11 protein-coding genes are annotated in these 22,483 nt (G+C 65.8%); 7 read left to right on the top strand and 4 right to left on the bottom strand.

Annotation, left to right across the window (positions count from 1 at the left end; translation table 11 throughout):
* Positions 1–251: 251 nt before the first annotated feature.
* On the bottom strand, positions 252–3,734 hold the full coding sequence (locus ACFWGZ_RS00200; protein ID WP_382449228.1) for an NACHT domain-containing protein: 3,483 nt from the start codon (positions 3,732–3,734) through the stop codon (positions 252–254).
* A 582-nt stretch (positions 3,735–4,316) separates the two neighbouring features.
* Between ACFWGZ_RS00200 and ACFWGZ_RS00205 the strand changes: the two genes are divergently transcribed.
* Positions 4,317–5,762 carry a recombinase family protein gene (locus ACFWGZ_RS00205; RefSeq protein ID WP_382449229.1) on the top strand — a complete coding sequence of 482 codons (1,446 nt, stop codon included), beginning with the start codon at positions 4,317–4,319 and terminating at the stop codon, positions 5,760–5,762.
* Positions 5,763–6,236: 474 nt separating this feature from the next.
* Here the strand turns inward: ACFWGZ_RS00205 and ACFWGZ_RS00210 are convergent, their stop codons facing one another.
* The gene (locus ACFWGZ_RS00210; protein ID WP_382449230.1) at positions 6,237–7,751 is read right to left on the bottom strand and encodes a PIN-like domain-containing protein; all 1,515 of its coding nucleotides are present in this window, start codon (positions 7,749–7,751) and stop codon (positions 6,237–6,239) included.
* Positions 7,752–8,039: 288 nt separating this feature from the next.
* Between ACFWGZ_RS00210 and ACFWGZ_RS00215 the strand changes: the two genes are divergently transcribed.
* From ACFWGZ_RS00215 to ACFWGZ_RS00230, 4 genes are read left to right on the top strand one after another with little or no spacing between them, the layout of a single operon-like run.
* On the top strand, positions 8,040–9,446 hold the full coding sequence (locus tag ACFWGZ_RS00215) for a DUF2397 family protein (RefSeq protein WP_382449231.1): 1,407 nt from the start codon (positions 8,040–8,042) through the stop codon (positions 9,444–9,446).
* A gap of 14 nt (positions 9,447–9,460) precedes the next feature.
* Positions 9,461–10,684 (top strand): DUF2398 family protein, encoded by a 1,224-nt coding sequence (locus ACFWGZ_RS00220; RefSeq protein WP_382449232.1) that lies wholly within the window; start codon positions 9,461–9,463, stop codon positions 10,682–10,684.
* Positions 10,681–15,642 (top strand): SbcC/MukB-like Walker B domain-containing protein, encoded by a 4,962-nt coding sequence (locus ACFWGZ_RS00225; RefSeq protein ID WP_382449233.1) that lies wholly within the window; start codon positions 10,681–10,683, stop codon positions 15,640–15,642. The genes ACFWGZ_RS00220 and ACFWGZ_RS00225 overlap by 4 nt, the downstream gene beginning before the upstream one ends.
* Complete coding sequence (locus tag ACFWGZ_RS00230) at positions 15,639–16,874, top strand: TIGR02679 domain-containing protein (RefSeq protein WP_382449234.1); 1,236 nt, start codon at positions 15,639–15,641, stop codon at positions 16,872–16,874. The genes ACFWGZ_RS00225 and ACFWGZ_RS00230 overlap by 4 nt, the downstream gene beginning before the upstream one ends.
* 90 nt (positions 16,875–16,964) lie before the next feature.
* Here ACFWGZ_RS00230 and ACFWGZ_RS00235 read toward each other — a convergent pair whose 3' ends face one another.
* Positions 16,965–17,456 carry a hypothetical protein gene (locus ACFWGZ_RS00235; RefSeq protein WP_382449235.1) on the bottom strand — a complete coding sequence of 164 codons (492 nt, stop codon included), beginning with the start codon at positions 17,454–17,456 and terminating at the stop codon, positions 16,965–16,967.
* A gap of 100 nt (positions 17,457–17,556) precedes the next feature.
* Here ACFWGZ_RS00235 and ACFWGZ_RS00240 point away from each other — a divergent pair, with 100 nt between their 5' ends.
* Complete coding sequence (locus ACFWGZ_RS00240; protein ID WP_382449236.1) at positions 17,557–21,054, top strand: AAA family ATPase; 3,498 nt, start codon at positions 17,557–17,559, stop codon at positions 21,052–21,054.
* A gap of 5 nt (positions 21,055–21,059) precedes the next feature.
* Here the strand turns inward: ACFWGZ_RS00240 and ACFWGZ_RS00245 are convergent, their stop codons facing one another.
* A complete protein-coding gene (locus tag ACFWGZ_RS00245; protein WP_382449237.1) occupies positions 21,060–21,659 on the bottom strand; it encodes a DNA-binding response regulator in 600 nt (199 codons plus the stop codon).
* A gap of 187 nt (positions 21,660–21,846) precedes the next feature.
* Here ACFWGZ_RS00245 and ACFWGZ_RS00250 point away from each other — a divergent pair, with 187 nt between their 5' ends.
* Complete coding sequence (locus tag ACFWGZ_RS00250; RefSeq protein ID WP_382449238.1) at positions 21,847–22,095, top strand: hypothetical protein; 249 nt, start codon at positions 21,847–21,849, stop codon at positions 22,093–22,095.
* Positions 22,096–22,483 lie beyond the last annotated feature (388 nt).

Consider the following 22,483-nt stretch of genomic DNA (forward strand, 5'->3'; position numbering starts at 1 on the left):
CCGCCGTGGCGGCTGGCGCGGTGGCCAGAGGCAAGTATCCGGGATCCGCTAGGGGACGGGACAGCTTCGGCAGCTGCACCTCGGAGGAGCGGGGGGCACGACGTTGGCCTGGTTAGGAGCCTGGAGGGCGGGCGTACGGATGTCGCTAACGCTGAGTGCGCAACGGGGAGCGCGAAGGCATGTAACGGCTGCTGGCCGGGTGCGAACTAAGAGGCAACGAGCTGCGGGGTTGCGCCGTGTCTGACGAAGCCCTATTGGTCGTCTTGTCCGGTCAACTGCCGCAGGAAGGACAGCGCCTCCTCATCCTCGGCGGTGCAGTCGACAGTACGGCCCTCCAAATACATGGACGCGAAGGAGGAGCATTCGAAATTGGTCGTGTTCGGCTGGAACCGTTTGATCAGCTTCACGATGATTGCGGGCCTAATCTGGTCAGCCGCGCTTTTAACGACCGCGTGGAGAACGTCGAGAAGGTTGTCGTTGATCGTCGGTTCGGTCGTCCGTGCTTCAGCCAGGTATTCGAAGGCGTCGATGGGAAGGTATCCGGAGTGAAGTATGTCTAGATGAGGCGCTGAGGCCTTCTCCAGAGATTCGGCGAAGCTCCGGAACGCGTCATCGATCCGACTGTCGTCCGAGTTCATCGTGGCCCACACGAGCACGAGCGATGGCAGCGCCCCGTGGCCAGTCGCCGAGAAGATGTCCGGCAGCAGTTGAACGGGGAACGCGCCGCGACCGATCAGGTCGGGGTGGGCGCACACCATGGAGATCAAGTCAGATGGATGTGCTCCGACGCTTTGATAGTCCTCCGGCGTGTGCGGAGCGAGGAGCCCGAGCCCGCGCTCCACGATGCGACGGGGGAGCCTCGTCGCTTCTCGTGCAAGCGCTGCCGCCAGGACTCCACCCGTACGGCGACTCAGCGAGACGTTCGGGCTCAGCGAGGCGAGAACGTCGTCGATGATCTCGATGTCGTAGGGAAACGCACGTCCTGTGCCGCAGGATCCGGAGGCGTCACTGAGCCAATGGCACAAGCTTTCCACGAGTGCCTGTTCCTCGGGATCCGCCGTGATGCCGGCGTCGACGAACGCCCCGCCGGCACGCAACGTCCCTTCGATGACGGGGTCGCCGAGCAGTCGCGCCTCCAGGACCGATGCGTTGTGGCTGACGTTCTGGGGGATGACGTGCAAGGTATCGGTTGTGAGCGTTATGGCGTCGAGGAGCTCGCCCCAGCCCTCGTGATCCAAGCCCGACTTCCACAGGTTGACCGTGGAACGCCAAGCCCTCAGTGGCATGGTGTCGCGTTGAGTGAGCGGACCTTCGAGCGGTGTCTTGAACCCAGGGCTTAGGAGTACTCGCAAGGTGACGAGATTGGCCGAGTAGTTAGCTATGCGGGTGACGACAGTGGCGTTCGCGGGCCTGTAGGTGGGGTGCGGGTCGAGCAAAGCCCTGTCGTGGAAGGATTGGATGAGGTCGTCGAGCGTTGCCAGCACGCCTTCCCGCTCGTCGGCGTTCAGCGCCTTGAACAAGCCCTGTGCGAACTCGATGATCGGCGTGCGTTTGACGAACGCCTGGTGCGAAGTGAGGGCGAACAGCCCGGAGGCGTCCGGCACCACTACCTCGCCGAACGGGTTGGCGGCTTGGACGACGCGTGTGGCGGCCATTTGGACGAGCAGCTTGATCGTGACCTCGGCAATTAAGTACTCGCCAAAGGTCGCGTGCAGGAACTCGTAAGTGCGCAGGGCGCCGTCGTTGAGCGTCGGCGAGTGGATGAAGAAGAAGTTCTCCACCGTGCGGTCCGCGTCGTCGATCAGAGTGTCGAAGGTGGTGCTCGGTCGAGTGGCGCGCGTCGGTGCGAAGATCGCTAGATCCTGGTTGAGCTGCGGTGCGGTCACGTACTGGTGGCCGCGGTTGAACATCGCGAACGCGGCGATGCCCAGCCGCCACGAGTTCTCGACCGTGAGTTTCCTGACGATGTCCGGGGCGAGGGGTTCGGAGCTCTTCTGGCTGACCTGCCGCACCACGAACAGGTTGATCAGGCGGCGATACAGTTCGGCGTTCGACAGGCTCGGGTCGTCCAGCGACGCCTGACTCGGGTCGGCCGCGTAGATAGCGAGCATGAGGAGCAGCAGGGGCTGCCGCGCCAGCTCCAGGTGCTGATCAAGCGCTTCCACGGTGGTCGGGCGGAAGTTCGGAGTGGCCCGGTTCGTGGCGTTCCATGTGTCCAGCCAGCGCTCAATCCGGTCGTCGTCGAACTCCTCCAGCTTCACGATCGGCACGCCGTGCGGGATGCGTGCCCGGTCCGCGACGAGCATCCGGGAGGTGACCAGCACGGCAACCGAGCGGCCGAGGTCCGCCTGATGCTGCTGGAACTCCTGCACCTGCTGGAGGTAGGTCGACTGGTGCACGCCGCTCGCCTGGATCAGCTCGTCGAACCCGTCCAGCAGGATCACCGGCAGGCTGTTCTCGCAGCTGTCGGCGAGCTCGTGCCAGTCGACGCCCTTGCCGAGCACGGGGAGCAGCGCCGTCTCGATCTGGTTCTGCAGGCGGTCTTCCGCGCGAACCTTGCGAAGTTGAACGGTGACCACGGTGAACTGACTGGCCGGTAGCCGGGCCGCGAGGACGTCCATCAGCAGCGACTTGCCCGCACCAGGGTTGCCGAGAATCAGAAGAGGATGCTCGGTGCTCTCAACCCCAGCCAGATGTGCTGCGAGGAACGTGTCCAAGTCATCACGGGCAACTGTTCTCTCCGTCCACCACTTCCTGGAGGACGCGACCGTGGCACCGTCGTAGACCGCGAGTCGGTAGCCGGGAGCGATGAAGCCCTCCTCGACCGTCGGGAACACGGCTGCGACTGAGGACGGATCGATGTTGGATCCGATGATCGGCCTCTTGAGCACCGCCTCGGCGACATTGCGCAGCTTCTTGCGGTACCGCTGACCTACCCCGGCCTGTCCGGCTGAGATCTGGGCCATCAGCTGCGAAAACAGTTCGAGTGACTCGGTGCGGACGGCCGCCAGGTCCCGCGCGAGCCCGGCGTTGTTCTCTTCGATCTTCACGCGTGTCGCGGCGTGTTCCCCGAGCAACGCCCAGATCTGGAACTCGGGGATGGCAGAGGCGATCCCGAGGTAGTGGTGGTAGTAGATCTCGGCGGCTTCCGCGCTCACCGCATTCAAAAACTCGACGGTGTTGATGCGCGTCGGCTGTCCGGTCAACTTGCCGAGGAACCTGCACACGTCGCCGACGGCCTTGGCGATGAAGGAACTCAGTCGTTCCCGGAGGTTCTCATGGAAGCCGCAGGTGGCGCTCGGCAGCGATACGTCCATCGACGTGAGAGCTGGCAGGGCAGAGATTTCTTTCGAGTTCTCCGGCGGTTCCGTGTACAGGATGCGGAACTTCTCGCTGTCGGTGATCGCGAGCTTGTCGAAGTCCTCACCGATTTCTGCGCGAAAAGCGCCGAACACCGACGTCACTACGATGATCGTGTGCGCAGCGGCGATCAGCTCGTGACGGCGGGTTCCCGAGAGACCGGTGAGCTTGTCGGTGATGCCGTCGAGAATCTTGCGGAGGCCGGAGGTGGCCTCATTCTTCGGGTCGACCAGGCTGAGCACGTCGGGCTCGATCGCCCCGCCCACCAGGATGCCGACGCCGAGGAACGTGTCGGCCTTGTCCAGCCACGGCCTGTCGTACTTGCCGAGCACGCGGAGTGCGCCTTCGTACGAGAACAGGGCCGGGCGCGACATCCGTTACCTCCGCAGGGGACTGCAAGATCTACTGCTCTCAGTATGACGCTAGTGCACCCAAACGACTTGAACCGCTCGGTGCCGCCGTTCCCCGCAGGGGTGCCGACGACTCCTCACCGGTCGTTGAAGGCCACCGGCAGCACCTCCGGACCGGCAATCATCGCCCCCGGCGGCGCCCACGTGATCTCGCCCGTCTGCTGGGGCGGGCGAACCCTGTGCGTGCCGAGAAATACACCGATTTCAAGATCTTCACCATGAGGCCGCCGTCGACCGGCAGCCGCCGCCGAAACGCCCCCTGAACTGCAGATCCCGGAACTACGGCTCCAGTCCTTTCGATTTCCTCGTACAACACGAACACCGGCTGCGGCCTCCCCAACTCGGTCGCTGCCTCGAGCTCCAACTCCGTGTAGGACGAAGATGGCCTGCCCACGACCATCGGTCCACAGTGCAGGGCCAGGGGTTAATGCTGGAGGGCACTCACTGGTTCGACATTGACGGACTGCGCTGTTCGGGTGGACGTGCGCCGGGTCTCGTCACGAGCCTGGGGCGTTGCGGTCTCGGCTTTGACCTGAGGAGCAGATGATGGCCGCGCTGACAAACGTCGATTTATTAGCTGTTGTGGCAGACCGCCGAAAAGTGCCGACGCCGGTGCCCGAGGCAGGTGTGCGGTTCGCGTTCTATGGCCGGATGTCGACGAGCGAGTTTCAGGATCCGCAGACCTCCCGAGCGTGGCAGCGTGCGGTGTCGGACGAGTTGATCGAGGGCGTCGGCTCGGTGGTGGAGGAGTTCTTCGACGTGGGGAGGTCGCGTCGCTGGTCGTGGTCGGACCGTCCCGAGGCGTCGGCGTTGCTCGCGGCGGCGGCCCGGTCGGACCGTGTGTTCGATGCGGTGGTGATCGGGGAGTACGAGCGGGCGTTTTACGGAGGCCAGTTCCGCGATGTGGTCTCGCGGTTGAACGAACTGGGTGTCGCGGTGTGGTTACCCAAGGCCGGCGGTCCGGTCGAGTTGGACAGCCCGGTCCATCAAGCGCTCATGGTGTTGCTCGGTGTTCAGGCTCAGCGCGAGGTGGCCCGCGCCCGGCAGCGCGTGCTCGTGGCGATGCGGGCGCAGGCCAGTCAGCAGGGCCGGTTCCTGGGCGGTCGTCCGCCCTACGGTTACCGCCTGGTCGACGGTGGCCCGCATCCGAATGCGAGGCATAGCGGGTGGGGTCGGCGGTTGCAGGTGCTGGCGTCGGATCCTGTGACCGCGCCGTGGGTGCGGTGGATGTTCCGGGAACGTGCGGGTGGTCGTGCGCTCGCGTCGATCGCCCGCGACCTCAACGACCGTGGTGTGTCGTGTCCGTCGAGTGCGGATCCAGGACGCAACTCGCATAGGACGGGCGGGCGGTGGATGGTGACTGCGGTCGCGGCGATTCTGGAGAACCCGCGCTACACGGGCAGGCAGGTGTGGAATCGGCACGGCACGCAGGGGAGGGGCGCTGGAGGCCGGCGGGGTGGTCGTGCCGCAGGCCCGGTGACCCGCAACCCGGTCACGGCGTGGGAGGTCTCGGAGAAGCTCTCGCACGAGCCGCTGGTCGACGATGAGACCTTCGTGGCCGTTCAGCGGATCAGGGCACCGAGGCAGGCCAGGGACGGCGGGGTGCGCGGATACGCGTTGGCTGGCCTGGTCGTGTGTGGGGTGTGTGACCGGAGGATGGACGCTCATTGGGTGCACGGCAGGCCTGCCTACCGGTGCCGGCACGGCTTCAACAGCGCGTCGACCCGGCCTCCGGATGCGCCGGCCAACACCTACGTCCGCGAGGACGTCGTGCTTAAGGCGCTCCCAAGACTGATCACTGAGCGCGGGCACAATCCGGAGTCCAATCTGAAAGCGCAACTCCACGATCTACAGCTAGAAATTACCTGCGTAAGGTCTGGCCTGAGACTAAGGCCCTGTCTGAGCAGTCGAAATCCCGCGCGAATTCACCGACCAACGCAAGCGGCGCTAGCGTTCGATTGGGGATCGAGGACGCCAAAGGTGCCCTTATAAAGCAATTACCCCACAGGGAAATTGCTCCCGTGGGGTAATTCCGTGTCCGAGACTTGAGTTCCAATACGTAGCAAGCTTGCGCAGTTCGTGTGTCCATGCGCTATTGGATAGCTTGAATCCAGTATAGAGGGCCAGTCGGCACTAATCAATCTTTCGGGCTGATCTGTATCGACTGGAGCAAAATTTTGCAGCGACCTGTTCGACTGCGCGCCGATCTGAAATCAGGCTCATCTGAGCCGCGCGCTGCGCGAGTACGTGTGGCACTGCGGCGAACACCCAGCCCACCGATCGCTTGCGGGCGCGCGCCACTCCCTGCAGGGCCGGCCTCATCCTGGCGGACCCGCTCATCTACCGCCTCATCATAGATCGACATGATCTTCTCGGCTGAGTCATCCGCGAGCGCTGTCTGGCCATCGAGGAACGGCGGTGATCGAGCACCACCCGGGAGAGCGACATCTACCGATGACCAAGGTCTCAGGCCTCGTGGTCGGGGTTCACCCGTAGTTCCTGTGCGAGGAAGAAGAGGTCGACATCTGCTCGATCCGCCGCGTCGGCGCAGCGGCTTGCGTCCTTGATGGGCTCGTCGTAGAGGATGACGATGGCTGGTCGAGCCGGCTCGGCCGACCTGTTGCTGGTTGCGGCGAAGAGGAGGTCCTTGAACGAACGTTCAGGGCCCCAGCAGACGTAGCGATGATCGGTACCGTCGGTCGCGAGGCAGTGATACGGCCTTAACCCCTGGGAGCCAGGCTTTACATACCAACCGGTGCCACAAGCTGCGGCAATCACCTCGTGCGGTGTCTGGTGTCGGACTGGGACCAGCTGCGGGTAACGGCCCAGCCCTTTCATCGCGTGGTCGTACTGTCGGGCGACGTCCGTGAGCCAGGTGTACGTGGACGAAGGACTGATGTGGCTGCGCAGCACGCCTCCGATTGCGGGATCGCCCAGCATGTCAGCCAGGTGCCGGCTCCGGTCCTGATCGTCGAGGCTGTCCAGGTGACGGGCGGTGGCCGAGGCGAAGATGGTCGTGATCAGCTCTAGCGCGACATCAGCGGGAAGGACGTCGCCGCGAGCGTTGTCGACACGTTCGATGTCCTCCGCCGAATGGGGATTGACGCGGACGTTCGTGAGCGCCTCCGCTCTCCTGACCAATTCGGAGGGTGTGAGCATCAACAGCCGGCATCCGACTCGGCGGCGGTACTCCACCGCGAGTTCCGGCCGCGGGCCTCGTAGTTCGTTCTTGTTCCTGCACCACCAGTCTTCCTTGACGTCGCTGGTCACCATGAGTGCGTCACATCCGCGGCGCTCTGCCTCACGGAGCAGCTGTTCCCAGACGAGGTAGTCGCCTGCACGCAGTTCGTCGTCGGTCTTGTCCGCGTCGAGGAAGCCAGGCGGCTCCTGAGCCACTATGCGGCGTTGTGCCTCGGTGACAGCGGCGGCGTGGTCCTCGGAGGACAGTGCAGCGCCGACTCGGTTCGCGAGGGCCGAGGCCAAGGTGTCGAGGATCGAGTCGGAGTTCGTGTCGCGAGCGTGTTCGGCCGCGTCCGCGGCGGCTTGTTCGCTGATCGTCTGACGGACAGACTGGAACGCGGCTTCGAGCGTGTCCAGCAGCTGAGCCTTGCGTGCGTCATTCAACGCGATCTTCTTGCTCCATGAGGACACTGCGTTCTCGGCCGATCTGCTCGCCTTGTCCAGCAGGTCGAGCGATTCCTTCGGGCCGTCGCTGATGCGGTCAAGGGTCGGTTCGCGGTTGCGCCAGAACTCCCGCATTACCTGATGGGGGATCCACAGGCTCTCGCCGAGATCCTTCATGACGGCGATGATGTCGCGGCGGGTGGTGCTGTTGAACCGGTAGAGGTTCAGCAGCACGTTGGCGTCGAAGACCACCAGGCCCGAGGTGAGTACGCGGCGGTAGTCCTCGTCGGTCGGTGTGCGGTAGTCCTCGAAGCCTTCGAAGATCCCGCCGGTCGTCGGCGAGTCGGCTGGGTGCACCAAAAACCTCCCGGAAGCTGGTCGCAGGCATGGTAGACGCGTTAGAAGCCTGACTCGCGATGTGGAATATTTCGTGTCAAAGTCCTGTGGCGTAACGGTTCTGGTAGTTGTTGACGATGCACTTCCCGTCAGCAGCTGACCGAGGGGGCACGGTTGCGGGAGCCGCGCAGGTGGTGGCAGGAAGTCGAGGCGAGCGACTGGTCCGCGTTCGCTCAGCCTGTCGACCTTGTCCGCGAGCGTTGCACCGCGGCGCTGGCGGCCCTGGAGGAACTCTCCACACGAGGCCCGATGGCGACTCTCGGTGAGATCGCCGCGCAGGCGAAGGAGGTCGGCTATCACGACCCGCTGCCGGAGAGCGACCTGAGGTCAGTACTGGACAGCCTGGCGAAGTGGGGGTTCGCGGAGCCGTTCCGCGACTACGCGGCGCCGGTGCGGAGCCTGCGTGGGGTGATCGTCCGGCAGGAGGCCTGGGCGCTGACCCGCAAGGGCAGAGGTGTCGTGGCGGCCGTCCGGCTCGCGGTCGTGGACGCGCGGCGAGCGCTGCAGTTGCCGAGTCGGCTGCTAGACGGCGTCGAGAGCACCGTCCGGGCGTTGTTGCACCACGTCGCGAACGACTGCGGAAGGCTGCCGGCCGACCTCAACGACGTCCGGACGCGAGTCGACGAGCTTCGGCGGGTGACGGCCGACTTCTACGCCGCGCTCGCTCAGATGGTTCAGTCCGACGTCACGGACGACGACGTCTTCGGGGCGAACCGCGACAGGGTGATCGAGGCGCTGCGGCAGTTCCCCCGTGAGTACGGTAGGGCGCTGCGACGGGTCGAGACCGCTCTCGACGACCTGTGGGCGGTCGGTTTTCACGCAGTGGTGGAGGCCGCGGTCGAGCACGCCGGACTGATCGACTTCGCCGACCAGCAGCACTGGATCGAGGAGCGGGTTCGCTGGCTCGACGATCTGGGCGCGTGGTTCCAGCCGGACGGCACCGTGCACCAGTTGATCGAGTCGGCGACGGGCGCCGTGCACACGCTGCTCGTCGCGATTGATCGCCGGTACGCGGCTCGCCGCAGAGGTTCGGACCTCGGGCATGATTTCCGTGTGTTGGCCAGGAGCCTGCACGGTCAGGTGAGCGACTGCGAAGCGCGACGTGTGTACGCGGCGGCGTTCGGCGACTGGCCCGCGTGGCACGCGGTGACCCGGGAGACCGAGGAGGACGTGCTGCACGGCACGGCGGCTGGCAGCCGTGCGCGTCACCAGGTCGAGGTGACGTTGCGCGAACACGAGCGTCATGGAAATCCAAGCGGCCGGCCGCGCAAGGTTCTGGACACCAGCGAGGAGCGCAAGTCGGCGGTCATTGACGCCGTGTCACAGGTAGCGCAGCGTCGTCGGCTGACCGCTCTGCTCGTGACGGACGGAGAGGTGGCCCTCGACCACTTCACCGGCCTCTCCGCTGACGCGGCGTCAGTGCTGTTGCGGGCGATCGAGGTGGCTCTTACGCGGCTCGACCCGGTGACCGGGTGCGGGCAGGCGTACGCGGATGGTGCGAGTCTCGAGATCCTGGTTCGCCTCGGCGCACCGGGCAAGGTGGTTCGGCTGAGGCTCGCCGGCGACGGTGTGCTGGCGGCGCCGGACCTGCGCGTGTGGGTCAGACCCGCCGGGGACGTGGCCTCCGGTGACCGGAGTGAAGGCGGGATCGCGTGAACTCTCCACGGGGGTTGGTCCCGGAACTCAGAGACCCGGCGCGCAGGCTGATCGCCACCGGCCGCATCCGGGCCGAACAGGACCTTGAGTTCTACCGGGCGGCGGTGCAGGGACGCCGTGAGCTGGCGGAGTTCTTCCAGACGGAACTGGGCTGGGTAGTGGAGGTAGACGAGTCTGCGGAACTGGTCAGGCTCCACAAGCGCCGCAGCGACGTGCCCGCCGATCGGGGACCGGTGCTGCCTCGGGACGGACGGACGGCGGCACTGGCGCCGAGGGACGTGCTGGTTCTCGTCGTGCTCGTCTGCGAACAGCTTTGGCGTCGGCCGAGGATGAGCCTGCGTGAGCTGATGCAGAGCATCGCCCAGGTGTGCGCGGCCGAAGCACCCGCGGGTCAGCTCCCCACATTTCGCATCGTGGCCTCGGACGGCACCGGGAAGGCGGAGGCGAGAACGAGCCGCGGCAACCTCGTTGACGCCCTCAAGCTCCTGGTCGCGGAGGGGTCGATCACCGTGGACGCGGATCTCGAACGGGTGCTCGGCGAGGACGAGACGGACATGGTGGTGAGCGCGTCACGGGAACGACTGGCGCAGAAGTTCTCCTCGCTGTCGCCGGCGCTGCTGGATCTCGAGAACCTGCCCTTCGAGCGGCATGCCGAGGCGTTGTGCTCGGAAGCACTCGTCGACGACAACGAGGACGAACCGACGCTGGACGCCCGGAGATTCTTCGCGTTGCGCCGCCTGGTCGATGATCCTGCGACCGACCCGTTCGACGGTCGTACCGCGACTCCCTACCTGACAACGCCCGCCGGTCGTGACCGCGCCTTGGAGGTTACCACCGCACTCGGGTTCACCACGACCGCACGCCGCGACTGGTGGGAGACGACCGATCCCAGCGGTGTCGGCACGGCGATCGACTTCCCCAACGGCAGGCGCAACGAACGACAGGCGGCGCTCGCCCTGCTCGACGCGGTGAAACGACGCGCGGAACCGCTGCGCGAACTGCAGTTGTCCGAAATGGTCGCGTTGTTCGAGGACGTGCGGGCGCTCCAGCCACGGTGGGCAGCCGCCTACGAGGATCGCCTGCCGGCGCTTGCCAGGGCCGCGGCGGCGGAGCTCGTCGCGGTCGCGTTGCTCACCCCGGTTACCCGGGACACTTGGCGGCCCACCGCCGGAATCCACTTCTGGCGGGTGGCAGTACGCCGCGGCGCGACGAACACCGAGGAGGGTGGCGATCGATGACCACCACGGACCATCCCGCCTCCAGGCTGACGGCAGTACGCGAAGAACCCGCGGTCGGCGAGCCGGGCACCGCCGGTCGCTGGCAACCGACCCGCGCCGGCGCGGTCAACTCCTGGGCTTGGGCCGACGAACTGCTGGTGTTCGCCGACGGCTGGATGACGCTGACCGGACCAAACGGATCCGGCAAGTCCCTGACCGCGTCCATGTTGGTCACCCTGCTCGTGGACGGCGACACCTCCCAGACCGCGCTCTCGGTGTCCGGGAAGGCCGCGGGAACGCTCACCAGCAGGCACACCGACCGCAACGACCGCGAGGACCGCACCGGCACGTGGTGGCTCGAGTACGGGATGCAGGACGAGACCGGCGGTGAGACGAGCTACCTGACCACCGGGCTGTGGTTGCGCGCGGTGGGCGGGAACCTCCACCGCGCGTTCTTCCTCGCACCCGGCCGAGTCGGACACGAACTCGTGCTGACACACGACGGCAATCCTGTCGGCATCGACGAACTCGCCGCCCAACTCGCCGCGATCGACGGCGAACTGTTCACCTCGGTCCCGGCGCTGCGATCCAAAGCTTCTTCCCACCTCGCCGCAATCAGCGACGAGTCCGGCTATCGCACCGCTGTGCGCACCCAGCTCTTCGCGCCGCTCGACGAGGTGCAGTTCGACGCACTTGTCGGGGTTCTGCGCAGCCTGCGAAGCCTGCGCACGGCGGAGGCGATTCCGCCGGCCCAGATGCGCGCGGTCCTCACCGAAGCGCTGCCAGCGCTCGATCCCGACCGGCTGACCGTGATCGGCGAAGCCATGGAACGCATCTCCGAGCTGGAGACCCAGCTCGCGGACATGCGGTACGAAGCCAAACAGCTCACCGGCACCGACAACCGCTACCAGCGCTACGTCTCGGCCCTGGTTGAGCTGGAGGCCGCACAACTCACCGCCGCCGTCACCGAGTTCGACGCCCAGACACGACGCACCCGCGATGCGACCGGCAAACTGGAAGCCGCGCAACACACGCAGGCCGATACCGCCGAGCAGCTCGACGAACTCAACGCCCGGATCTCGACACTCGAGGGCCGCCGCGAGGCCGCCGACGCTGCGTTGCGCGACCACGCCGGAGCCGAGCTACCGCTGCTTGAACGCCGGGCAGAGGAACTGAAAGCGGAAGCGGCCCGCGCTCAAAGCCGTGCCGAGGAGGCAGAGAAGGACGCTGCGGCGTCGTCAGGACAAGCCACCGAAGCGACCGAGAACGCGCAAGAAGGCTCGGCCCACCTCCTGCGGCTGACCGAGGAGCTTCGCGCGGTGTCCCGCGAGGTCGGTGCGGACGCGGCTCTGGAGTACCTCGCCGAAGCCACCTCGACGCTGACGTCCTCCGGTGGGACGCAGCAGCTGACCGCAGCCGGCCTCGATCAGGCTTGCGGCACCCCGCTGGCCTGGGTGGCCATGCGAACGGACCAGGTGACGCGAGTCGACGAGTCTTTGAGGGTGCACGCGGATGCGCAGCGCCATGAGCAGTCGTGTGCCGAAGAGCTGCGCCGGTGCGAACGCAGCGAAGACGAGATCCGTCAACGAGCAGAACGTTCGACCGCGAGCCGCCAGGATGCCGAAGGACACCTCGTCCAGGCCATCGCCGAGTGGGGGACTCGATCAGCCCATCTCGGTGCCGTGCCGGGAGAACTCGTCGACTCCGCGGATTCGGAAGGAGAACGCCTGCCGCTGCAGCGCATCGGCGCCTGGGTCTCCGCCGCCGCCGACGCGGCACGCTCACGAATCGACGTGTCTGGCCGGCACCGAGCGGCGGACACCGCAGCGGCACTGCGAGACCAGGCTCAGCAGACGCTGATGGCGGCACGGGGTGAAGAGGACGAAGTCGCATCCGCGCTGGAAGAGATCGCCGCAGCTCTTGAGTTCACACGCGACCGAGCACGGTCCGAAGAAGAAGCCGACGAGATCAGGCGCGCGGAGGCCACTCGCTCCTGCGAACAGGAAACCTCGGTTGCCAGAACTGCACTTGCTCAAGCTGAGGAGGCCGCCGCTGACGCTCGCCGCACGGCGGACCAAACGGCTGTCGGCTGGGTGCAGGACCTCCAGCAGTGGCGCGGCTCCACGCGGTTCCTCATTGGTGTACCGCTCCCGCCGCCGGAGCCCGACGTCGATCCGTTCGCGGTCCGCCTCGCAGTGGAACAGACGCACAACGAGGTCAGCGGGCATCTCGCCCTATCTGTGAACGCTGCCAGGGGAGCGTCCGAGCGCGCTTGGACAAGGGTCGAGGAAGTCGAGTCACAGTTGCGCGCCGCTCGTCGCGCTGCGCCCACACCCACAGCGCCGCCCTGGCGGACCCGCGACGACGACGAGTGTGCGCCGTTGTGGGCGCTGGTGGACTTCGCGGACAACCTGTCGACGGACGAGGCCGACCGGTTGGAGGGCGCCTTACTGGTCTCGGGTCTGCTCGACGCGCTCGTGACCGCGGATGGTGTGGCACGGACCGGCGATCTGGTCATCACGGCGACCCTCCCCGCGCCGGGACGCAGCCTCGCCGATCTCCTCCGGCCGGAGGAGGACTCATCCGTTCCCGGGCACCGGGTCGAGGCACTGCTGCGGTCGATAGCCGCTGATCAGGTCCTTGAACACGGCCACATCGGTACAGGTGCCCTCACTGCGGCAGCGCCCGACGGGTACCGGGCCGAGTTCATCGGCCGCACCACTCGCGAACGCGTACGTCTGCAACTCGTCGCCGCCCTGGAGATCGAGCTGGGCGAGGCCTCCGCCGTGCTCCGCGCTGCGGAGGGCGAGGTCGACAGGTGCGAGTCGGAAGTCCTCCAGGCGGCAACGGAACGAGATGCCCTTCCTTCGTTCTCGGCACTGCTTGCTGCTCGTGAGGACGCGCTACGGCTTCGAGACGAAGCGCGCGCGGTGCAGCTCCTCACGACGCGGCGAATCGCGGACGCGGAACAGGAACGAGCCCGCGAGTTCGCCGTACTGGATTCCGCGGCGCTCACCCGCGCATCGGTCATCGACGCCGCCACGCAACGGCTCCGTCACGCGGAAAGAAGCGTCGAACGAGCCGCTCGCAAGAGCGCGGACGCGACGCGCGTCGCGGACGAGAGGCAGGAGCGGGCCGAAGAGGCCGGCCGTGAGCTGGCCGCAGCGAGACGAGCACAGCAGGAGGCCGACGACGAACGTCTGGAGTTCCCGGACTTCGCCAACGTCACCATTGCCACTGCCGACGAGGATCGTCACACGGAGGACCTGCGCCGAGCCAGCGCGGCCGTGCTCACCGCGGCCGATAACCACCGCGTCGCTGGCGAGGAAGTGCGGCAGGCACTGCGCGAACTCAACCAGGCCGCCACGTTGCCCGGCGGCGGCCTCCTGCCGACCGCGTTCGGCCAGCTCAAGGACCACGGGGAGACCGTCGTGCGGCTGGGTCACCAGGTCGCGCTCTGGCGTCAGGCCGCCGAACGCGCGGCCGAGCTCGTCCGGCAGGCGCGCACCGTCGTCAGCACGGCCGCTCACCGTGCTGACGCGGCCAGGAGAGCGAAGGACGAAGCCGACCAGGCGAGGCTCATCGCCATCCGGGAAGCCGCGACCCTGGCCGAGACCCGGCAGTTGCACGGCGCCGCCTACGAGGACCTGCGCACGGCAAGGGAAGAGATCGGAACCACGCTGAGTCGCACCAAGGACGCGGTCCTCGTGATGAGTGGGCGACACCAGCAAGCAGGCGAGACCGCCGCCGCGGCCCGCGCCACCCTCGACGGCATCGCACCTCAGCGGGAGGCCGCCGAACGGCGGCGAGACGACTGCGTCCGACAGCTCGGCAGGCTCGTCGACGAACGCCTCGCCACCGCGCCGGAGGACCTCCGCGACGACATGGGCAGGCCCGCCCACCTCACGGCGGCTCTCAACTGGGCCAGGAGGTTGCTGCAGCACCACGCCGGTGGCACCGACCGGCTGGAAACGCTGCGCCAGGCGCGGGCACGTGCACTGTCACTGCTCGAGACCAGTGCCCGTTCCACCAGCACCGCGCTCGCCCGCTTCGACCGCCAGGTCGTGATGGAGACCATCGAGGGAACGGATTGGCGCCGTGCCGTCGTCGCGGATCCTGGCGCCGGTCGAGGCGAGGACCTGCACGTCGCCGTCGAGAAGCTGGAGGCGACGGCCCAACAGCTTGAAGAGGATCTGCGCGACGACGTGAAGCGCACGCTGAAGACGAGCCTGTTCACCCAGCTCCGGCGGGACATCGTGGTGCGCAGGGAAGCCGCACGCGAGTTGGTGCGCCAGATTCGCGACACCCTGAGCGGAGTGCGCACCGGCGTGGCCGACGTGGGAGTCCAAGTCGACTGGGTCGTCCGCGAGGACGAGGACGCTCAGCGCATGGTCGAGCTGATCGCCCTTCCTCAGTCGGACGAGGTCTTCGAGGACATGTACACCGTGCTGCGCAACCGGATGAACGAGAAGTCCGGTGACTCCTGGAAGGACCGCGTCGCGCACACCTTCGACTACCGCTCCTGGCACGAGTGGAAGATCTCCGTCACCCACGCGTCCTTCACAGGGCCGAACAAGGAGCGGTTCCGCGAGGTCAGCGCGCGCTCCAACCCCTTGGAGACCTTGTCCACCGGTGAGCGCAGACTTGCCACCATGCTGCCGCTGCTGGCCGCCGCGTGGTCGATGTACTCGGGACCGGACTACCGCGGACCCCGGTGGATATCGATCGACGAGATCGACGCGGCGTTCGACGAGCCGAACCTCCGGCAGGTGCTCGCGCTCCTGCGGTCGTGGGAGTTCGATGTGCTGGCGACCGCTCCCTTCATCACACCCATGATCAAGAAAGAGACGGGACGCGTCGTACTGCACGAGGTCGTGACCGCGGGGAAGAAGCGGATCACCGTGCCCTGGCTCTGGAACGGCGAGGGCGAGCCGCAGGTCCTCACGCTGAACCTTGTCATCGACGAGAACGCGTCATGACGGCGACTTTCCTGACGGAACTGGCGCACGACGCGGACCTCGCTCCTTTGTGGACGGCTGTGCACCGCAGGCTCTGCGCGGGCGTCCCGGCGGAGTCCATCGCCTCCGTGCGGGTGGAGAACCTGTCGAGTGCAGGAACTGCGGTGCTCCGATCATGGATCGACACGACCTCTCGCCGCGGTCGCGACCGTTCCGGTGTGAAAGTCGACGGCAGCTCGACCGTCGTTCCGCTCCGCGACGTGCTCGCCGCGATCGCCCTACCCGTCGCCCAGCTAGTTCCCCTGGTCGAACTCGCGGTCGGCCGTCCGGTCGTCAACAGCGCGGCATTGCGACGGCAAGCCTCTACACGACGACGTGATCTGTGGGCCGAGGTCGAGGCCCGGCTACCGCACCTGCCCGGACTCGTCGCACGGATGCGCGCTGCGGGCACCGACGACGTGGAATCGACCCGGCATTTTGTGCGCGCATTGGCCGAAGTCGTCGCGGCCCTGCCGTACCGTCCGCCGACAAGTCTCGCCAAGCTGGCCCACGACCTCGCCGGCGATCCGCACTACTTCGACCTCGACCGCAACACCGGTTCGCGCCTTGTGAGCGCGGTCGCCGAGTGGTCCGGCGAACCCGAACCTACCCGTCCTGACCATGCCCGCGGCCTGCTGGCCAGGACAGGCATCCTGGCAGACCGGCTGTCCTCGACGGTCCTGCTCCACCGGGTACGAGTGGTCGGCGACGGCCCGTTAGATCGCCGTCTGCGGGAAGTAAACACCCCTGTTGCCGTGACCCTGCTTGACCTGACTGTCCACCCGCCCATGTTCGCTGAACAGATCCTCACGGTGGTGGAAAACCCCTCGGTGCTCGAAGCCGCAATGGCTCGCGGCAGTCACCACGCGTTCGCCTGTACCAGCGGACATCTCGGTAGCGTCGACCACGCACTGCTCCAGCTCGCTATCGATCAAGGCGTCGCGCTCCGGTACGCGGGTGACCTCGACGGCCCAGGTCTGCTCATTGCTCGGCAAGTGGCCGAGATTTACGGGGCCACGGTGGTTGCCATGTCCGCCGACCTCGTCCGGCGCGCGGGAGCGGAACCGTCCGCCGTGCCGTTCGTCGGCGTCGACCGTGTCGAAGATGACCTTCGTGATGCCATCACCGCCTCGGGACGGGTCCTGTTCCAGGAACATGATGTCGTCCTGGACGAGCTGCTGTCACCTGACCGTGCAGCAGACCCTGCCGTTTGACCTGTACGGACGTAATTTCGGCACGCACAGGGCTAGTGGAGCGCTTCTTGCATCCGCGCCGAGGACCTCGCTTCTCGTTCTCCACCAGGGTCACAAAGCAACGACGCTCACCGTTGCTCCGGCGATAAGCACGAGCACCGGCAACGCAAACCAGAATCGGTGTGCGGTGCCGGTGACGCGCCTGCTCCATCTGTAGAGCCGTCCTGCCTCGTGACGTTGGTCCGCTTGGCCGATCAGCTCGGTGATCGTCATTGCCTTGCCTTCGAAGAACTCCTCGTCGAGGGCCGCGCGGATGTACATAGCACGCCGCCAGTTCCGCTCGTAGAGCTCGGTGTACGTGGTCGCGAAAGCAACACCGAGCAGTCCTACCAAAATGATGATGACGCCGAGCGGAAGGTCCTTCCGGGTGATGTTCCCGTCGTTGGCAATCACCGCGATCAACACCGACGCCACGACGATCATAAAGTTCACCACGTTCGAGCGCAGCGTCTCTGCGTGTCTGGCATGAGTCCTGAGATCGGTGTACATGCCCCAGAGAAGTTCCTTCCTGGCCTTGGTTCCGTCGGACAACTCGTCAGCCATGCCGTCGCTCCCTCACACGATCCCCATGCAGCCGATTCAGTTGATCACATTCGGAGTCTAGATTTCCCAACGTGGCTGACCGGCCGGGTAGGAGGCGACGATGAGTGAGCTCCAGAACGAGGACGGTTGGCTCGAACAGCTCGAACCGCAGGTCGTCAGCGCGTTGAAAGACTGGGTGTCACACCAGGAGTTCGACCTCTACCACGAAGGCTGGTTCAGCGGCGGACGCAGCGGCGAACCAGTAGGCCGCGCAATGTGCCGCTACAACGACGACACCCGTCAGGTGGTCGTCAAGTTCTTCAAACAGGACTGCCCCGCAAGGATCACCAACCTCCACATCGCAAGGCGGCAAGCCGGGTCCTTCAAACGGCACCTCGCCAAGACCGAACGACTGACCATTCCCCTCTGCGGCGACTGGCAAGCCGTCTTCATGGTGCTGGCAGGCGGAACGCTGCGCGCCATGCGACCACTCGTCGAGCTCGTCGACCGAGAGGAGATCGCACCCGACGACATAGGCGCGATCATCAAGTCGATCGTGGGCGGTTGGAATGAAGGCAAAGCGCCTTCGGAACCCCGCAGCGTCAAGACAGTGCTCGGCGGCATCCTGCGGCACCGCGAGTCCAGCGCGAAGAAGTGGGCCCAGTCACGAGGAATCTCGCTCAAGCGGACCTCGGAGCTCATCAACTGCAACGTCACAGACGTCGACTGCTACCTGCACAACCCCTTCGACCTCCTCACCGGAGATGCCTCACAACGCCAGATCGACCACTTTTTCATCGGCAAGGCGCACGGAGACCTCAACGGCCGGAACATCCTCGTACCTCTGAGCCCAACGGTCGACGCCAACTCGTACGCGCTCATCGACTACGACCGCTACAGTCCCGAGGCACCGCTGGCCAGAGACCCGATGCATCTTCTGGTCGCGCTTGCCCTGCATGAGTTCGAAAGCCTCAAGCAGCCGCTGTGGAGAGGTCTCGCAGAGGTTCTGGTCAACCCGGATCGTGCTCAAGTGAGTTCCAAACTCCAGCTCTTCCGGCAGATCAGCCAAGCAGTCCACAAGATGTCGCTACCGAGCGAGAAGGGTCTGACCGACAAGTGGAGCGAGCAGTGCCTGCTTTCCCTTGTGGGTGCCGGCCTCCTGCACCTCGGACGAGACCTCGACCGCAACGACGAGGACGAGGTGAAGGAGTGGTGCCTCTACCTCGCGGCGCTGGCGACCCAGACCTACATGGACGAGTTCGCCTCCAAGGCGCAAGCCTCCATCAGACCCGCGGTAGACCGCACGGGAAGCACGCCGGACGACGGCATGGTCGATCGCAAGGAGGATGTGGCAGGACTGCACGCCAGGCTGACCAACGGTCCGGGAGGCGTTGCGATCTTGCGCGGTGCTCAGGGCATCGGCAAGACCAGGCTGGTCAACGCCGTGCTTACTCGGCTGAAGGGGTACACACCGCACATCCACCGGCACACCGCGAACCCGATCACTAAGCTCGACACCGGCACTCTGGTCGACTACGTCGCGGCAAGCGCCGGCCAATCCGCACAGAACCAGCAAGGCTCGGCGTTTGTACGACTCGAAGTGGCGCTCAAGGCTCTCGGCGACGCGCCGGTGGTCATCGCGGTGGACTCTGCGGAGAACCTCCTCGATCCCGAGACAAAGCAACTGATCGACCCTGATCTGGACGACGCGCTAGAGGCTCTCGCCAACGCACGGGGCCATCGCGTGACGGTGCTTCTGGTCAGCCAGGAGGAGATGACGTCGCCGGGTGGCGCAGCATGGCCGGTCAGCCGATCATCGATCGTTCTGGACCAACTTCCCGAAGAGTACTTTCGCCAGTACCTCAAGAACCTTGACCACGACGGAACTTGCGATCCCGATGTACTGCCCGAGCAGCGCCGCGCCGAACTGCACGGCAAGTTGCTGGGCAACCCCCGGCTGGCGGAATTGGGACGGGCAGTCGTCTGCGAGGACGGCACAGGGCTGGACCTGCCCGCGCTCACCGAATTGCTGAGCAACCAGGACACCAGGCACGTCCAAGCGTTCCTGGTGCGCCACCTGCTGGACGGAGTCAGCCTGGTGAGGCGCCGGGTCCTCGAGGCGCTCGCGGCCTTCGGTACACCGGTTCCCGCCAGTGCCGTGATCGCGCTGCTTCCGAACAAGCGGCCCGACGTGGTGCGACGCGCTTTAACCTCGCTGACCGCCTCGAATGTCATCCAGACCGTCGACACCGACATGTACACCGTCTCGTCCCACGACGCACGGCTGATCCTTGAGGAGGACTCGGATGCCAACCGCACATTGTACTTCCGCGCCGCTTCCCAGCTCACCAAGCTGCAGATCCTGAATCCACGTCGAGTCGGCGACCTCCGAGTTCACCTCGCTCGAATCAAGGCTCTGTTGAACGCAGGCGAACATCGATCGGCCTACGGCATGATCGAGTATGTCCACGACCTGCTGGCTCAGTGGAACTGCACTTATCTACTCCGCGCCGATCGCGAGGAGCTGAAGGGCAAGCTCGACGATCCAGGTCTGGAACTGGCGAACCACAACGCTCTCGCCGGCATCTACACGTCCCTCGACCACTTCGACCGAGCGTCCGACGAGTTCGGGCGCGCGTTCAAGCTCGCGGAGCGGCTGCATCACGACGTCAGCAAAGTGAAGATCCATTTGAATCTGGCAGCCATGTACCGGCACCAGAACCTGGCCAACGAAGCGTTCAACCAGTACGACTGGGCCCACGAGTTGGCCGAGCGTCTGGACCGGCCGTTGGAACTCATGGGGGCGCTGGAAGGAATGTCTTTCTGCCATCAGCGGTTCGGGGAGTACGATCTCGCCTTCGACTGCGCCACGACCGCGCTCACCCTGCCCGATCGCCTGGGGCTTGCGGGCAGCGCCAACGATCAGCTACTGGCGGACACCCTCCGCGTATCGCTCGCGCTGAAGACGGCCCGATGGCACACAGAACTCGGTAGAACGCCGGAGGCGGACCGTATGCTGTCAGTCGCTCAGACCACCGCCGCCCGGCATCCCGACGGATGGCTGCCAACTTCCTACCTGGACGGACAAGCTGACCTGCTGTACTGCCGAGGCGACCGCCTGCGGGCCGAAGCTGTGGCACACAGCGCCGTCGACAGAGCACTTCAACTCAATGACCGGTTCACGTTGACACGAGCACGCACGACGTTGTCGATGATCTATCTGAGCACCGGTCGGCATCCTCAGGCTTGGGATGAGATCGATCGGGTGCAGCGCAGCCGCCGCGAAGGCCGGTCGCTGCTCGTCCTCGCGCTGCACGCGCTCGCCACCCATCAGCGGGGTGACCGCCTGTCTGCACACGACCGGTTTAAGCTCCTGCTCAGGCAGTCGACCGCACGTACGGACAGCGACTCCCGCGACTTCGCGGCCTGGGACTTCCGCGGCTTCGCACTGTGCGGACTCCATCTCCAGCAGCGAGGCGACCTCGGCGAAGCCGTCATGGCTTTCCAGAAGGCGCGAAGCCGGACGCCCCGGACACCGGTGTTGATTGACCAGATGAGGTTCTTGCTGGCGCAGTTGCACAGCGACGACCTGCAACCCGTGATTGACGCCGTTGGCTGAACGGCTCACAGCCAGCCGCTGGCCTGGGCGTGCAAGATCGCCTCGATCCGGTTGCGTACGCCCAGCTGACTGTAGAGGGACTGCAGCATTCGGAACATCGCTCGCTCCGAGTAGCCCACTCTGTCCGCGAGCTGTGCGACGGTGTCGCCCGCAACTAAGTGGCGCAACCAGGAAAGCTGGTCAGCTGTCGGGAAGAGGGCTGAGTCCGGGGTCGGACCTGTCGCCAGCGCGGCAGTCGCTTCCGCGGGCAAAACGGATCGCCCGCTGGCGGTCACCTCCACCGTCAGCTTCAGCGTCTCGGCGTCGAAGTTTCTGGGCAAGACCGATCTCGCGCCGGCCCGTACCGCTTTGACTCCAGGCACCCCCGACTCATCCTCGAGCACCGCGATGACCAGGTGAGATCTGGTCGGATCAGCTACCAATGCGAGCAAGTCCCAGTCGTCCTCGGTGAGCACACTCAGCAGTACGAGCGACGTACTGGCACGGCGTAACCACGTCCGGACGTCACGCGGTGTCTCCACGGTATGTCCGGCTGCCGACAACACAGCGGCGGTCCCCTGCCGGAACATCGGCAGAGGATCGACCACGGCGATCCGAGCGGCCACCTGGATGACAGACCTTTCCTGGAAGTGTGTGCGTAGATCATCCCTCTCGGGCCTGGCCAGTCGTGCTCGGCAGTCACCAACACGTCGAGTTGCGTCAGGGCCCCGCCCGCTGATCTGTCATGGACCGGCGCACACGGTCATTCCTAGCGTCGATATCCCTGATCTGCCGAAACGCAGGGGGACGCTGATGATCTACGACGACGACGACAGCAGACCGATCCACTACGAAATCCGCGCGAACGACTTTCCCGCACCTGTGCATCCGCCGGCGCACCCACCGACACAAGAGACCCAACGGCAGATCATCGAGCTCGCTCAGCAGCCTGGATGGACGGCGGATGCGGTGCACGCCCACTTTCGCCGCACACGACACGACATCTCGTTAGCCACCATCAAGTGGGTCTTGGCGCAGGCGTCCGCAAGGCAGCGGCGTTAGGGTGCACCGGTCGACCGACCAGAACTCCGCAGCGCTGTACGAACTGCTCTGGCAGCCAGGACTGCGTTTGCCTGTGGGGTACCAGAACTCTGAACTCGCCCGCTGAGCTGCAGTGATCGGGTTTCTGACGTCTGACGGCATGATCGTGAGCGTGGCGCTGCAACTGCTCTAACTCCTCTTTGTCCAGCTCGGTGGCTGGTTGGCTCTGCTTGTGTCGGACGATGTCGCGGAACGACCAGACCAACTCAGACTGCACGACGCCGCTGACATCCTGGACCACCTGACGAGCGTCGTCGGAGAAGAACCCGACGTAGTCCTGTTCGAGCTCGCCTACCGGCCGCTTCTACTGCGAGACCGGGAGACGAAGGCTTTGTACGTGCGGGCGCAA

It is taken from the genome of Lentzea sp. NPDC060358, from assembly GCF_042725365.1.
Taxonomy (GTDB): Bacteria; Actinomycetota; Actinomycetes; order Mycobacteriales; family Pseudonocardiaceae; genus Lentzea.

What these genes read in the sequence shown, in the direction of transcription:
- ACFWGZ_RS00230 (WP_382449234.1), top strand. Translation starts at nt 15,639, where the DNA reads ATGACGGCGACTTTCCTGACGGAACTGGCGCACGACGCGGACCTCGCT.
- ACFWGZ_RS00240 (WP_382449236.1), top strand. Translation starts at nt 17,557, where the DNA reads ATGAGTGAGCTCCAGAACGAGGACGGTTGGCTCGAACAGCTCGAACCG.
- ACFWGZ_RS00215 (WP_382449231.1), top strand. Translation starts at nt 8,040, where the DNA reads ATGGCGACTCTCGGTGAGATCGCCGCGCAGGCGAAGGAGGTCGGCTAT.
- ACFWGZ_RS00225 (WP_382449233.1), top strand. Translation starts at nt 10,681, where the DNA reads ATGACCACCACGGACCATCCCGCCTCCAGGCTGACGGCAGTACGCGAA.
- ACFWGZ_RS00235 (WP_382449235.1), bottom strand. Translation starts at nt 17,456, where the DNA reads ATGGCTGACGAGTTGTCCGACGGAACCAAGGCCAGGAAGGAACTTCTC.
- ACFWGZ_RS00250 (WP_382449238.1), top strand. Translation starts at nt 21,847, where the DNA reads ATGATCTACGACGACGACGACAGCAGACCGATCCACTACGAAATCCGC.
- ACFWGZ_RS00200 (WP_382449228.1), bottom strand. Translation starts at nt 3,734, where the DNA reads ATGTCGCGCCCGGCCCTGTTCTCGTACGAAGGCGCACTCCGCGTGCTC.
- ACFWGZ_RS00205 (WP_382449229.1), top strand. Translation starts at nt 4,317, where the DNA reads ATGGCCGCGCTGACAAACGTCGATTTATTAGCTGTTGTGGCAGACCGC.